Source organism: Streptomyces qaidamensis (genome assembly GCF_001611795.1).
Classification (GTDB): Bacteria; Actinomycetota; Actinomycetes; order Streptomycetales; family Streptomycetaceae; genus Streptomyces; species Streptomyces qaidamensis.
Window position 1 is genome coordinate 4,260,399 of record NZ_CP015098.1, and the last position, 13,878, is coordinate 4,274,276.

Sequence of the window (13,878 nt, forward strand, 5' to 3'; positions counted from 1 at the left end):
CGGTGAAACCGGTGAGCACCCCCAAGGACACCACGGTTCAGGCGGCGGGCTGCGTCCTGTGGCGGCGCTCTCCCGCCGACGACGAGCCGGAGCTCTGCCTCGTTCATCGGCCGAAATACGACGACTGGTCGTGGCCGAAGGGGAAACTGAAGCGCGGCGAGGAGGCACTCGCGGGCGCGCTGCGCGAGGTGGCGGAGGAGACGGGCTGCCGGGCCGTGCCCGGCCCCGAGCTGTCCACCCAGCGCTATCTGGCCAATGGCCGCCCCAAGAAGGTCCGCTACTGGGCGGCCGAGGCCGTGTCCTGCGCGTTCTCCCCGACGGACGAGGTGGACCGGGTCCTGTGGCTGACTCCCACCGCCGCCCGGGACCACCTCACCCAGTCCCACGACCGGCCCCTGGTGGACGAGCTGCTCGCCGTTCTGCACCTGCCCCGGACGGCAGGCTGACCGGAAGATCCCCGTTCGTCAGAAAAAGCGGAATGCCGACGTGCTCTCCCCGTGAGCATTCCGTGACCTAACCAGGCCTTAGGCAGGGGTTCACCCCTCGTTCATGTGCGGCCATCGGCGGCTTCACCTGATCTGCCTAATTTCGGCCTTACCGACGCGAGCCGCGCCTGCTGAGTGCGACCGCGTCCGCATCGCTCAGACTTCGCACGCCGCCGATCAGGACGGCGGCTCCTGGAAGGAACTCAAGTGAAGCTTCAGCGCATGAACCGGCGGGCCCTCGCTCTCGGTGCTCTCGCCGTCTCCGGCGCCCTGGCCCTCACGGCGTGCGGCTCCGACGAAACCGGCACCCCGGGCGGAGGCTCCTCCAACGCCGCCGCGTCGAGCAACATCAAGTGTGACGACGCCTCGGGCCAGGTTCTCGCCGACGGCTCCTCCGCGCAGAAGAACGCCGTCGACGCGTGGGTCAAGCAGTTCTCCGCGGCCTGCAAGGTGGAGATCAACTACAAGGCCGGCGGCTCCGGTGCCGGTGTCACCGCGTTCACGCAGGGCCAGGTCCCCTGGGCCGGTTCGGACTCGGCTCTGAAGCCCGACGAGGTCGCGGCCTCCAAGAAGATCTGCTCCGGCGGCCAGGGCATCGACCTGCCCATGGTCGGCGGCCCGATCGCCGTCGGCTACAACGTCCCGGGCGTCGACAAGCTCGTCCTGGACTCCGCGACGATCGCCAAGATCTTCGACAGCAAGATCACCAACTGGAACGACCCGGCGATCGCGAAGCTGAACCCCGACGCGAAGCTGCCCAACCTCAAGATCCAGGCGTTCCACCGCTCGGACGAGTCCGGCACCACGGACAACTTCACCAAGTACCTGATCGCCACCGCCAAGAAGGACTTCCCCTACGAGGGCGGCAAGGCCTGGCAGGCCAAGGGCGGCCAGTCCGCTCCGCAGTCCTCCGGCGTGGCCGCGCAGGTCAAGCAGACCGCCGGCGCGATCGGCTACTTCGAGCTGTCGTACGCCAAGGACGGGATCAAGACCGTCGCCATCGACACCGGCGCGGCCGAGCCGGTCGAGGCGAACGTCGAGAACGCCACCAAGGCCATCGCGGACGCCAAGGTCGTCGGCACCGGCAAGGACCTCGCCCTGGAGCTGAACTACGCGACCAAGGCCGACGGCGCCTACCCGATGGTCCTCGTGACCTACGAGATCGTCTGCGACAAGGGCAACAAGGCCGAGACGCTGCCCGCGGTCAAGGCGTTCCTGCGCTACGCGGCCTCGGAGGACGGCCAGAAGATCCTCGCCGAGAACGACTACGCGCCCATGCCCGACGACATCATCGCCAAGGTGCGCACGACCGTCGAGAGCCTGAGCTGACCTGAGTGCGGTCCGGTCCCCCCAGGGGGACCGGACCGCACCGTCCGGTGCACCGCCGCCAAGGGCCGCACAGCACGTGCGGTTCCGCAGACCGGAGAACCCGATGGACACCACACAGATAGCTGACGCACCTCCGCCCACGCAGCCACCCACAGCCCAGCAGAAGCGCGCCACCCGTGGCGCCACCCGACCCGGAGACCGGATCTTCCTCGGTCTGTCCCGTGGCTCGGGCATTCTGCTGCTGGTGATCATGGCCGCGATCGCGGGCTTCCTCACCTACCGCGCCGTCCTCGCCATCAGCAAAAACGAGGGCAACTTCCTGACCACCTTCGAATGGAACACCGGTGTCAACCCGCCGGTCTTCGGCATCGCGGTCCTGGCCTACGGCACGATCGTCTCCTCGATCATCGCCATGGTCATCGCGGTCCCGGTCTCGGTCGCCATCGCGCTGTTCCTGACGCACTACGCCCCGCGCCGGCTGCGCGGCCCGATCGCCTATGTGATCGACCTGCTCGCCGCCGTGCCGTCCATCGTCTACGGCCTCTGGGGCGCCCTGATCCTCGTACCGCACATGAGCGGCCTCTTCGGCTGGCTGAACGACTACCTCGGCTGGACGGGCATCTTCTCCTGGAACGGCGGCGCCGCACGCTCCATGCTCACCGTGGGCATCCTGCTCGCGATCATGATCCTGCCGATCATCACCAACGTGAGCCGCGAGGTCTTCCGCCAGGTCCCGCAGATGCACGAGGAGGCCGCCCTGGCGCTCGGAGCCACCCGCTGGGAAGTGATCCGCATGGCGGTCATCCCCTTCGGCCGCTCCGGCGTCATCTCCGCCTCGATGCTCGGCCTCGGCCGCGCCCTCGGCGAGACGATGGCCGTCGCCACCGTGCTCTCCCCCGACTTCCTGATCCACACCAGCCTGCTCAACCCGGGCGGCGGCACCTTCGCCCAGAACATCGCCAGCAAGTTCAGCGAGGCCACCGAGTTCGGCCGTGACGCGCTGATCGCCTCCGGCCTGGTCCTGTTCGTCATCACCCTGCTGGTCAACGGCGCGGCCCGCGCGATCATCGCCCGCCGCAAGGAGTACTCGGGGGCCAACGCATGAGCACCGCAACCATCTCCCCGAAGGGCCCCAGCACCCTGCGCGGCGGCCGGCTGCCCAAGTGGGCTCCGTGGGCCATCGCCGCCGGATCCCTCGCCCTCGGAGTCGGCATCAGCGCCGCCGCCGGCCTGCACAGCAGCATCCAGTGGGCCCTGATCGCCGCGATCCTGTACGTCCTCGGTACGTACGTGATCGCGGCCCGGGTCGAGAACCGCCGCCAGGCCAAGGACCGCGTGGTCACCTCGCTGGTGTGGGTCGCGTTCCTGCTCGCCGTGGTACCGCTGGCCTCGCTGGTCTGGTCGACCGTCCAACGCGGCACGAAGGTCCTCGACGTCTACTTCCTGACCCACTCGATGGGCGTGGTCGCCGACTCGGAGGCGGGCGGCGGCATCTACCACGCCATTCTCGGCACGCTGGAGCAGGTCGGCCTCGCCACGCTGATCTCCGCGCCGGTCGGCGTGCTCACCGCGATCTACCTGGTGGAGTACGGGCGCGGCAACCTCGCCCGGGCCGTCACCTTCTTCGTCGACGTCATGACCGGCATCCCGTCGATCGTCGCCGGCCTGTTCATCCTCAGCATCATGCTGATGCTCGAGATGGAGCCCTTCGGCTTCGCCGGCTCGCTCGCCCTCGCGATCCTGATGATGCCCGTCGTCGTCCGCTCCACTGAGGAGATGCTCAAGCTCGTCCCGAACGAGCTGCGCGAAGCCTCCCTGGCGCTCGGCGTGCCCAAGTGGCGCACCATCCTGAAGGTGGTCCTGCCGACCTCGCTGGGCGGCATCACCACCGGCATCATGCTGTCGATCGCCCGTATCGCCGGTGAGACCGCGCCCGTGCTGCTGCTGGTGTTCGGCAGCAAGTTCATCAACGCCAACCCCTTCGACGGTGCGCAGGCGTCGCTCCCGCTGTACATCTACCAGCAGTACGGATCGGGCGAGGTCACAGCGTACGACCGGGCATGGGCGGCGTCCCTCACGCTCATCGCCTTCGTGATGATCCTCAACCTGGTGGCCCGCGGGATCGCCCGCTGGAAGGCCCCGAAGACCGGTCGCTGAGCGACAATCTGCGGCTACCGCCGCGCGGGGCCACAGCGACCCTCAGACTTTGGAAGTGAAGTAGTAATGGCCAAGCGAATCGACGTAAGCGGACTGACCGCCTACTACGGCTCACACAAGGCGATCGAGGACATCTCGATGACCGTCGAGCCGCGCTCGGTGACGGCGTTCATCGGCCCGTCCGGCTGCGGCAAGTCCACGTTCCTGCGCACGCTGAACCGGATGCACGAGGTGACCTCGGGCGGCCGGGTCGAGGGCAAGGTGCTCCTCGACGACGAGGACCTCTACGGCACGGGCATCGATCCGGTGTCGGTCCGCCGCGAGGTCGGCATGGTGTTCCAGCGGCCGAACCCGTTCCCGACCATGTCGATCTTCGACAACGTGGCGGCGGGCCTGCGGCTGAACGGCAACTACAAGAAGAGTGAGCTGGCGGACGTCGTCGAGCGCTCCCTCAAGGGCGCGAACCTCTGGAACGAGGTCAAGGACCGTCTGAACAAGCCCGGCTCGGGCCTCTCCGGTGGCCAGCAGCAGCGTCTGTGCATCGCGCGGGCGATCGCGGTCGAGCCGAACGTCCTGCTCATGGACGAGCCCTGCTCGGCGCTCGACCCGATCTCCACACTCGCGATCGAGGACCTGATCGGCGAGCTCAAGGAGCGCTTCACGATCGTCATCGTGACGCACAACATGCAGCAGGCGGCCCGCGTCTCCGACCGCACGGCGTTCTTCAACCTCGCGGCGGTCGGCCAGCCCGGCAAGCTCATAGAGATCGACGACACGGAGCGGATCTTCTCGAACCCGTCGGTCCAGGCCACGGAGGACTACATCTCCGGCCGATTCGGCTGAGCCGGACCCCGCCGACTCCTCGCGGTGCTGCATGGCGGTGCCACCGCGAGGCCGAAAAAGGGCCCGCCCCTCTCCCAGGGGCGGGCCTTTTCGCAGCCCCGGCTGCGGGCATGCGTGCCGCTGGGGGCGATGGGTCCCCCTGCTTGAGCGGAGCCGAGAGCTGGGGGGGGGGAGGGCGGGCGCAACGGCGCCCCGCTCGGCCGGGCTGCGGACCAACCCGGCCTCAGCACAGACCCCGCTGAGCTACAGAAACGCCAGGTTCACGATCCCGAACGACGCCGCAGCCACCAGCGCCGCAGCCGGCATCGTGATGAACCACCCCAGGATGATGTTCTTGGCGACACCCCACCGCACGGCGTTCACGCGCTTCGTCGCACCCACACCCATGATCGCCGAGGTGATCACATGGGTCGTGGAGATCGGCGCCTTGAACAGGAACGCCGTGGTGAACATGATCGACGCACCCGTCGTCTCCGCCGCGAAGCCCTGCGGCGGATCCAGCTCGATGATCTTCCGCCCCAGCGTCCGCATGATCCGCCACCCACCGGCGTACGTCCCGAGCGACAGCATCACCGCACAGGCGACCTTGACCCACACCGGGATCGGATCGCCGTAGTCCTCGACATCGGCGATGACGAGCGCCATCACGACGATGCCCATGGTCTTCTGCGCGTCCTGCAGACCGTGCCCCAGCGCCATGCCGGCCGCCGAGACGGTCTGCGCTATCCGGAAACCCCTCTTGGCCTTGTGCGGGTTGGCCTTCCTGAACATCCACAGGATCGCGGTCATCACGAGATAGCCGGCCAGCATGCCGACCACCGGGGACACGAACATCGGGATGACGACCTTCTCCAGCACCCCGTGCCAGTAGACCGTCGTCCCACCGGCCAGCGCCGCCCCGACCATGCCGCCGAACAGCGCGTGCGAGGAGGAGGACGGCAGCCCGAAGTACCAGGTGATGAGGTTCCAGACGATCGCGCCCACCAGCGCGGCGAAGAGGATCCCCATCCCCTTCGACCCGGTCGGCGTCTGGATCAGGCCCTCACTGACGGTCTTGGCCACCCCGGAGCCCATGAAGGCACCGGCGAGGTTCATCACCGCCGCCATGGCCAGCGCGGCCTTCGGGGTCAGCGCCCGCGTCGAGACGGACGTGGCGATCGCGTTCGCCGAGTCGTGAAAACCGTTGGTGTACGTGAAGAAGAGCGCGACCGCGATGGTCACGACCAGAGCAAAGGTGTCCATGAAGGGCTCAGGACTCCTTGACGGCGATGGTCTCCACCGTGTTCGCCACGTGCTCGAACGCGTCCGCCGCTTCCTCCAGCACGTCCACGATCTGCTTCAGCTTGAGGACGTCCATGGCGTCGTACTTGCCGTTGAAGAGGTGCGCGAGCAGCTTGCGGTGGATCTGGTCGGCCTGGTTCTCCAGCCGGTTGACCTCGATCCAGTACTCGGTGAGGTTCTCCATCGTCCGCAGGTGCGGCATCGCCTCGGCCGTCAGCTCGGCCGCGCGCGCCAGCACCTCGATCTGCTGGTCGACGCCCTTGGGCAGTTCCTCGACGTTGTAGAGGACGACCAGGTCGACGGCCTCCTCCATGAAGTCCATGATGTCGTCGAGGGACGAGGCGAGGGAGTAGATGTCCTCGCGGTCGAACGGCGTGATGAAGGAGGAGTTCAGCTGGTGGAAGATCGCGTGCGTTGCGTCGTCACCTGCGTGTTCCGCTGCCCGCATACGCTCTGCGATCTCGGCCCGGGCGGATGCGTCCGCCCCGAGCAGTTCCATCAGGAGCTTCGAGCCCGTGACGATGTTGTCCGCGGAGGCGGCGAACATGTCGTAGAAGCTCGTCTCCCTGGGGGTCAGACGAAAGCGCACGTGGGGTCCTCGGGGTGCTTCGGTTTCGGTCAGGCTGATGCTAGGCGCATCATCCGGCCACGGCTATCGGGCCGCCCACCAGTGTCGCCCATCGGGCACGGTGATGAGCACGGGGGCGGTTCCCAGGGCCGTATACCCGGCAAAGTTCGGTACCATATACCCACCAGGGGTATCAGTTCACCCACTGCCCACCAGGAGGAAGCGATGACGGACGTGACCGACACGACAGATGTCGCACATGTCACCCCCGGCACCGCCGACACCGCCGGGGCGGGCGTGGCGGCCGATCACGACCACGGCGTGCACGGGTACCACAAGCAGAAGGACGAACACCTCAAGCGCCTGCGCCGCATCGAGGGCCAGATCCGCGGCCTGCAGCGCATGGTCGACGAGGACGTCTACTGCATCGACATACTCACGCAGGTCTCCGCTTCCACCAAGGCCCTGCAGTCCTTCGCCCTCCAGCTCCTGGAGGAGCACCTGCGGCACTGCGTCGCCGACGCGGCCCTCAAGGGCGGTGACGAGATCGACGCGAAGGTGAAGGAGGCGACCCAGGCGATCGCCCGCATGCTGCGGACGTGAAGCGGGCCGGCGGCCTGTGCATCAGCGCCCGGAGGAGTCCCGCTCCTCGGCGACCTTCAGCACCTCGTCGATGCTTTCCAGGCTGAGCCGCTCCTGGGCGGCCGAGGCCGCGATGATCAGCTCTCCGCACAGCTCGATCTCGGCGAGGGCCACGTGGTCCTGAACTGCCGTACCGCCGACCGGAGCCACGTGCATCACCTCGTCTCTGCCGTCACCGGCTTCCTAGAGTAGGGAGCGGTCTACACACCGCGCATGGCACGGACGGGCTAGTTCACGCCGGTCACTCCTCGGCGATCTTGCCCGCGTAGATGTCGTCGGCCGCGGGCAACCGTACGCGCGCCGGAGCCCCGAAATCGTAGAGCAGCGTGGTCGAGGCGACGGCCACCGGGCTCTTCTGCTGCCCGTTCAGGAAGCTGAAGCGGTGCCTGATCTTGCGGATGCGTCCCTCGTCGTCGAGGTAGGCGTCGAACGGCACCGCGGCGGTGGCGAACCCGCCGGCCGCCGCCTTCAGGGAGTCCTTGTTCCCGTCCGAGGCGCGCCGGGCCGCGTCACCGAGATCCGCCGTCCCCCGGTAGTGCCGCACTCCGGTGCCCGCGACCTCCGTCCTGCCCACGTACGCCGCCGTCCGCGTCCCGAGCAGCACCTCGGCCGCCGTGAACGGGTCGGTGGCGCCGCCGGTGACGAGGTTTCCGTCGGACAGGGTCCGCGTGTCCACCCGCACCCACTTGTCCGGGGGCACACCGGCCCCCCGGTTCTTCATGAACAGCGCACCCGGGGCGAGCAGTTCGGTGATCGGCCGGCGCTTCGCGACTCCAGCGGGATCCTGCGGCAGCAGCACCTTCAGCTGCCCCATCCGCTTCCGGTAGTCGTACACCCCGGCACCCCGGATGGTCACCCGGGTCCCGCCGGCGGCCATCTCCATCGACGTACGGGCCTTGGAACTCCCCGCGTCCACCAGCCGGCCGGCGGCCTGCCGCAGCACCACGACCGCGTCCTCGCCACGGGAGTCCCCGGCGGCCGCGTCGCCCCCGGAGCACCCCGCGGTCCCGAGCCCCGCCCCGGCCAGGACCGCGGCCGCGACGACCGCCGCGCCCACCCGCCCGCGCCGCCGTTCGCGCTGCCGCCCAGTCATCGCCTGCCTACCCCCAGCCGGTACGTCCGTCACGGGCCCCCTGTTGTTCCGGTTAACGACGGGTATGTTCCCCCGTCACGCGAGCCCGTGCGGACCGCCGTACGAACTCTTCACCCGGGGGTGGGTAACGTTGGCGGCGTGGCGCAGCAGGACGGGCCGGAGTCTCCCCCCAACGTCCCCGAACACCGCACGACGACCATGGAGAAGGGCCGGTTCTGCATGGCCCACTGCATCTGCGGCTGGCGCGGCCCGGCACGAAGAGCCAGGAGCCAGGCCCGCACGGACGCGGAGCAGCACGCGATGCGTTGAGACCCGTGGCGGACGATGCCCCGGCCGGGGCCGGACCATGGAACCCTCACCCCCAGCACCCCGTCTCCCAGGACGGAACCACCGGGAGGCCCCATGGAACGGCGCACGATCCTCACAGCCGGCACGGCGGTGATCGCCGCGGCCGGGACCCCCTTCACCACCGCATGCACCCCGTCGGGCGACCGCTCCGGGGCCACGGCCTCCCCCGCCTCGCGCACCACGACCACGTCGAGAGCCACCGCCGCCGACTGGTCCGCCCTGGCCCGCGACCTCGACGGCCCCCTGGTCCGCGCGGGCGACGCCGACTGGGCCGCGGCCCGGCAGCTCTACAACACCCGCTTCGACAGCCTGAAGCCCGCCGCGGTCGCGTACGTGTCCCACGCGGAGGACGTCCGCACGACCCTGGCCTACGCCCGCACCCACGCCCTGCGGGTGGCGATCCGTAACGGCGGCCACTCCTACGCCGGCTGGTCCTCCGGCGACGGCCGTCTGATCATCGACGTCTCGAAACTCAGCCGCGTCCGGGCCTCCGGCACGAGCGCGGTGGTCGGCGCCGGCGCCAAACTCATCGACGTCTACCGGGCCCTGGCCGCCAAGGGCGTCACGATCCCCGCCGGCTCGTGCCCGACCGTCGGTGTCTCGGGCCTCACTCTCGGCGGCGGCCACGGCGTGGTCTCCCGCGCCTACGGCCTGACCTGCGACAGCCTCACCCGGGCCACCCTGATCACCGCCGACGGCAAGCAGCTCACCGCCGACGCCCGTGAGAACAAGGACCTCTTCTGGGCCCTGCGCGGCGCCGGCAACGGCAACTTCGGCGTGGTCACGGAGCTGCACTTCAAGACCCACCCGGCCCCGCAGGGCGTCTCGGCGTATCTGTCCTGGCCCTGGTCCAAGGCGGCCGCGGTGGTGAAGGCCTGGCAGGAGTGGGGCCCCTCACAACCCGACGAGATCTGGTCGTCCCTGCACCTGGCGAACGCCGCGGGCGGCACGCCGACCGTCTCGGTCGCGGCGTTCTCCCTCGGCACCCACGGCGAGCTGAAGAACGCCGTCGACCGCCTGGCCGACCGCGTCGGCGCCCCGGCCCGCAGCGTCTCCCTCAAGCGCCGCTCGTACGAGGAGTCGATGGAGGTGTACGCGGGCTGCTCCTCGTTCCCGACGGACGCGCAGTGTCATCTGCCCGGCTCGACCCCGGGGCGTTCCCCGAAGGGCGCGCTGGGCCGCGAGACGTACGCGGCGGCGTCGGACTTCTTCGACCGCTCCCTGTCCACGGCCGGCATCCGCACGCTGCTCTCGCAGATCGGGTCGGTGCGCGGCGGCACGGGCAGCATCGCGCTGACCGCCCTCGGCGGAGCGGTCAACCGCGTCTCCCCCACGTCCACGGCGTTCGTCCACCGCCGCTCCCGCATGCTGGCCCAGTACATCGCCGCGTGGCGGGCCGGCACGAGCGGTGCGACGGCCCGCGACTGGCTGGCCTCCGCCCACAAGTCGATGCGCCCGTACGCCTCGGGGGCGGCGTACCAGAACTACACGGACCCGACCCTGACCGACTGGCGCAAGGCGTACTACGGGGATGCGGCAACGCGCCTTGCGAAGCTGAAGAAGCAGTACGACCCCGACCGCTTCTTCACGTATCCCCAGGCGCTGTAAGGGACCTGAGGCCCTTACGCGGCGAGGTCCCGCTCCGAGGCCCGCTCACTGCGCGCCTCGGGGATCACCGTGTCCTCTCCTGACGCCCGCCCTCTGCTGCGCACCAGCCACCCCACCCGGGGCGAGCGCTCGACGGCCTTCATCACAGGCGTCAGCAGGGCCATGGCGAGCGGCGACAGCAGCAGCGCCACGGCCGTCCCCAGCGCGAACCCGCCCACGACGTCCGTCGGATAGTGCACGCCCATGTAGACGCGGATGAACCCGCCGAACAACGCCAGCACGAGCCCGATGAGCCCGAACTTCCGGTTGGCGACGAACAGGCCGACCGCCAGTGCCATGACGATCGTCGCGTGGTCGCTGACGAACGAGTAGTCGGTCTTGCCCTGGACGAGCACGTCGAGCCCCTGGTGGTCCAGGAACGGCCGGGGCCGTTCCACGAACCCCCGTATGGGCACGTTCACCAGCACGGCGACCCCTGCGGCCAGCGGCGCCCAGACCAGTGCCGCCACGGTGGAGGCCGCGTCCTCGTCGCCCCGCCGCCGCACGGTCCACCAGCACCACACCACGAGCAGGACGATGGCGAGCAGCAGCCCGTACTCACCGACGTACTCCATGACGCGGTCGAACCAGGCCGGCGCATCCTTGGCCAGGCCATTGATGTCGTACAGCAGGTCGACGTCGGGGTTCGACCCGGAATCGGCGAGTCCAGCCATGGCGCTGCGGCCCCTTCGTCGTCTCTCCCGGCGCACCTGTGCGTGCGCCGCTCCTGCCACCCCCGTGGTTGTAGATCCGCTTCCGCCGCACGCGTGCGTGACGCGTGCCGAATGAACGTCTGCTCGGCTACGTCACCAGGAACGCATGGTCCCCGTTGATACGTTCCACACTCCACCGAATGATCACGCAGACGTTATCGAAGAGAGATACGTCTTCGCAGCTCAGGGGGTGGGTTCACGCACGGTTCACACCGTCGTGGGCAGTGCTTTCGCGCCATCTTCGGTGACGCGGGTGGCCCCGAAGTAGTCGGGGGTGTCGATCGGGTCGAACCGGATGACGGCACCGGTCCGGGGCGCGTCGATCATGTACCCACCTCCGACATAAATGCCGACATGCCGGATGGCACGGGAATTGGTGAGGTCGTCCGAGAAGAACACGAGGTCGCCGGGGAGCAGTTCGTCCCGCGAGGGATGCGGACCGGCGTTGTACTGGTCGTTGGCGACGCGCGGCAGCTTGATGCCCACGCTCGCATAGGCGGCCTGGGTCAGTCCCGAGCAGTCGAAACGTCCGCCCTGCTCAGCGGTACCGGTGCCGCCCCAGAGGTAGAGCGTGCCGAGCTTCTTCTGCGCGTACTCGATCGCGCCGGCGGCCTGCTCGGAGGGGTCGACCCGCCCGACCGGCGCCGCGAAGCTCTCCGAGAGCGCCGTGATCCGCTTCACGTAGTTCCGGGTCTCGCTGTACGGCGGCACGCCCCCGTACTTGATCACCGCGTACGCCCCCGCGTTGTAGGCGGCCAGCATGTTTTCGGTCGGATTCCCGCCAACCTTCTTCACGTACGACGCGAGTTCGCAGTCGTAGGAGGCGGCGGAGGGGATCGCGTCCTTCGGGTCCCACACGTCACGGTCGCCGTCGCCGTCGCCGTCGATGCCGTGGCTGGCCCACGTGCCGGGGATGAACTGCGCTATGCCCTGCGCGGCGGCGTGGCTCTGGGCCCTGGGGTTGAAGCCGCTCTCCTGGTAGAGCTGCGCGGCGAGCAGGGCCGGGCTGATGGCGGGGCAGAGGTTGCCCCACTTCTGCACCAGGGCCGCGTACGCGGCCGGCACCGACCCCTTGGCCAGGGATTTCGCTCCGCCACTCACGCCGTTGACCAGGTTCCCTGCGACGAGGTAGACCCCGACCACGAGCAGCATCACGAAGGCCAGGGCGGAGCTGATGGCGACACTCGCCACGATCCATGCCTTACGCACCGTCAACCGCCCCTCACCGCCCAGGAGTCCGTTGGTCAGTGTAGAGGCGGCCGGCACGCCCGGGAATGATCACGGGGAGGAGAGTCGGGGCGGACGGAGGAACGGGCCACAGCACGGGCGGCACGGCGAGAGCACGGCGGATCCGGCCCGGCGCACGGGTTTACGGCCCGTCACGAATCCCCCGCCGCCTGCTCGTACAGCCGCTGCGCCTCCGCGCCGGGCACCACGCTGTAGGAGACGCCCGGGGCCGTCCCGCCCTGGTCGTGCCCGCCGAGGACGCCGACGACCTGCCCGTCCCCGTTCACCCAAGGGCTGCCGCTGGTGCCGCCGCTGAACCCGGGGCACGCGATGCGCTGCTGGGTGCGGCCGAACGCGTGCGGCTCGGCGGTGCAGCTGACGGCCGTCTCCCGCGCGTTGGGATACCCGGTGACGGTTACCGCGGTGGCGCCGGTCGCCGTGCCGGTGACGAACCGGTTCCCGCCGACGGCGTCCTGGACCTCCTCCCCGCCCCGGGGCGCGACCGCGGCGAATCCCACGTCACTGTCCTCGTCCCGCTCCTCGGCCCACCCGCGGGCCAGGAACCGCCGCCGCACCTTCCACTCCCCGTAGGGCGCACGTCCGTCCCGGTAGCCCGGCACGAAGACCAGCCCTCCGGCGCCGCCCAGGCAGTGCGCCGCGGTGACGATCAGATTCCGGTGCGGGGCGTCCACCACGGACGCCGTACAGAAGTGCCGTCCCCCCGCGGCGGGCACGAGCACCCCGACCCGGGCGTCGCGCGCGGTGACGGTGACCCCGAGGGGCCCGCCCCCGTCGTCGGCGGTAGCGACGGACACGGCGAGGAGGGCGAGGAGCATCACGACGACGGCCAGGACGCGCTTCACCGGGGCGACTGTGCCGGACGAAGGTGAGAGGAACGTCAGACACGCCCCGACGACGAGCCCGCAGGGATGCGGGCACACCAGGTAGATCAGATTTTCCCGAAAGTGCCACACTTCAGAAGTTCACCAGCGCATACGGTCGGTTGTTGACATGGGTGCGCGTGTGACGGGGGTTGCAGCATGGTGGGTCATCGACCGACGGACTGGCATGTCCTGGACCTGGACAAAGACCCGACGCCTGGTGATCCGCAGCGGGTGCGCACACTCGCGAAGCATCTGCACGACTTCGCCGACGACGTCTCCGACGCGCTGCGTCTGGTCAAGGGCATGGCGGGCGAGGGCACGCTCCTGGAGTGGGCGGGCAAGTCCGCCGACGTCTTCAAGGAGGACTTCGCGGATGTGCCGAAGAACCTCAAGAAGCTGAAGAAGTCCTATGAGATGTGCGGCGACGCGCTGGCCGACTTCTGGCCGAAGCTGGAGCGTGCCGCAGTCCCTGGCGGACAAGGCCCTGCGCAAGGGCCGGGAGGCCCGCGACAGCCTCTCCTCCGCCCAGTCCCGTCTCACCTCAGCGGACTCGTGGGTGACACGGGCCGGCAAGGAGGCGGACAAGTACAAGGACGACCCGACCGGCAGCAAAGGCGCCGACAAGCCCGATGAGGCCAAGGTGCGGGCTGCGACCCGGGAC

General features: G+C 69.4%; 16 protein-coding genes. 9 read left to right on the plus strand and 7 right to left on the minus strand.

Annotated elements, in window-relative coordinates:
* Positions 1-11 precede the first annotated feature (11 nt).
* The 5 genes from A4E84_RS18750 to pstB all read left to right on the plus strand — a co-directional run bounded on the left by A4E84_RS18750 (position 12) and on the right by pstB (position 4,814).
* A complete protein-coding gene (locus A4E84_RS18750; RefSeq protein ID WP_062931512.1) occupies positions 12-446 on the plus strand; it encodes an NUDIX hydrolase in 435 nt (144 codons plus the stop codon).
* Positions 447-692: 246 nt separating this feature from the next.
* Positions 693-1,814 (plus strand): phosphate ABC transporter substrate-binding protein PstS, encoded by a 1,122-nt coding sequence (pstS, locus tag A4E84_RS18755; protein WP_062927696.1) that lies wholly within the window; start codon positions 693-695, stop codon positions 1,812-1,814.
* 103 nt (positions 1,815-1,917) lie between these two features.
* Complete coding sequence (pstC, locus tag A4E84_RS18760) at positions 1,918-2,919, plus strand: phosphate ABC transporter permease subunit PstC (RefSeq protein WP_062927697.1); 1,002 nt, start codon at positions 1,918-1,920, stop codon at positions 2,917-2,919.
* Positions 2,916-3,971, plus strand: coding sequence for a phosphate ABC transporter permease PstA (pstA, locus tag A4E84_RS18765; RefSeq protein WP_062927698.1), 1,056 nt, complete (start codon positions 2,916-2,918; stop codon positions 3,969-3,971). The genes pstC and pstA overlap by 4 nt, the downstream gene beginning before the upstream one ends.
* A 66-nt stretch (positions 3,972-4,037) precedes the next feature.
* Entirely contained in the window at positions 4,038-4,814 is a 777-nt protein-coding gene (gene pstB, locus A4E84_RS18770) for a phosphate ABC transporter ATP-binding protein PstB (protein ID WP_062927699.1), read from the plus strand.
* Positions 4,815-5,057: 243 nt separating this feature from the next.
* On the opposite strand, the gene A4E84_RS18775 is transcribed toward pstB, so the two are convergent.
* Both A4E84_RS18775 and A4E84_RS18780 read right to left on the minus strand, forming a co-directional pair.
* Positions 5,058-6,056, minus strand: coding sequence for an inorganic phosphate transporter (locus A4E84_RS18775; RefSeq protein WP_062927700.1), 999 nt, complete (start codon positions 6,054-6,056; stop codon positions 5,058-5,060).
* A 7-nt stretch (positions 6,057-6,063) separates the two neighbouring features.
* A complete protein-coding gene (locus A4E84_RS18780) occupies positions 6,064-6,684 on the minus strand; it encodes a DUF47 domain-containing protein (RefSeq protein ID WP_062927701.1) in 621 nt (206 codons plus the stop codon).
* Positions 6,685-6,888: 204 nt separating this feature from the next.
* Here A4E84_RS18780 and A4E84_RS18785 point away from each other — a divergent pair, with 204 nt between their 5' ends.
* The gene (locus A4E84_RS18785) at positions 6,889-7,266 is read left to right on the plus strand and encodes a metal-sensitive transcriptional regulator (RefSeq protein ID WP_062927702.1); all 378 of its coding nucleotides are present in this window, start codon (positions 6,889-6,891) and stop codon (positions 7,264-7,266) included.
* A gap of 21 nt (positions 7,267-7,287) precedes the next feature.
* Here A4E84_RS18785 and A4E84_RS43230 read toward each other — a convergent pair whose 3' ends face one another.
* A complete protein-coding gene (locus tag A4E84_RS43230) occupies positions 7,288-7,455 on the minus strand; it encodes a hypothetical protein (protein ID WP_162494362.1) in 168 nt (55 codons plus the stop codon).
* Positions 7,456-7,546: 91 nt separating this feature from the next.
* Positions 7,547-8,398, minus strand: coding sequence for an SCO4651 family lipoprotein (locus tag A4E84_RS18790; RefSeq protein WP_062927703.1), 852 nt, complete (start codon positions 8,396-8,398; stop codon positions 7,547-7,549).
* A 138-nt stretch (positions 8,399-8,536) separates the two neighbouring features.
* Here A4E84_RS18790 and A4E84_RS42940 point away from each other — a divergent pair, with 138 nt between their 5' ends.
* Both A4E84_RS42940 and A4E84_RS18795 read left to right on the plus strand, forming a co-directional pair.
* A complete protein-coding gene (locus A4E84_RS42940; RefSeq protein WP_159029593.1) occupies positions 8,537-8,707 on the plus strand; it encodes a hypothetical protein in 171 nt (56 codons plus the stop codon).
* A gap of 93 nt (positions 8,708-8,800) precedes the next feature.
* A complete protein-coding gene (locus tag A4E84_RS18795; protein WP_062927704.1) occupies positions 8,801-10,354 on the plus strand; it encodes an FAD-binding oxidoreductase in 1,554 nt (517 codons plus the stop codon).
* Between the two features lie 14 nt (positions 10,355-10,368).
* Here the strand turns inward: A4E84_RS18795 and A4E84_RS18800 are convergent, their stop codons facing one another.
* From A4E84_RS18800 to A4E84_RS18810, 3 genes are all read right to left on the minus strand, one after another.
* On the minus strand, positions 10,369-11,067 hold the full coding sequence (locus A4E84_RS18800; protein WP_062927705.1) for a phosphatase PAP2 family protein: 699 nt from the start codon (positions 11,065-11,067) through the stop codon (positions 10,369-10,371).
* A gap of 246 nt (positions 11,068-11,313) precedes the next feature.
* Complete coding sequence (locus tag A4E84_RS18805; RefSeq protein WP_418082261.1) at positions 11,314-12,258, minus strand: bifunctional lytic transglycosylase/C40 family peptidase; 945 nt, start codon at positions 12,256-12,258, stop codon at positions 11,314-11,316.
* A gap of 227 nt (positions 12,259-12,485) precedes the next feature.
* Positions 12,486-13,169, minus strand: coding sequence for a trypsin-like serine peptidase (locus tag A4E84_RS18810; protein WP_062931514.1), 684 nt, complete (start codon positions 13,167-13,169; stop codon positions 12,486-12,488).
* A 204-nt stretch (positions 13,170-13,373) separates the two neighbouring features.
* Between A4E84_RS18810 and A4E84_RS44585 the strand changes: the two genes are divergently transcribed.
* Positions 13,374-13,850 (plus strand): WXG100 family type VII secretion target, encoded by a 477-nt coding sequence (locus A4E84_RS44585; protein ID WP_237304953.1) that lies wholly within the window; start codon positions 13,374-13,376, stop codon positions 13,848-13,850.
* The last annotated feature ends 28 nt before the right edge of the window (positions 13,851-13,878 follow it).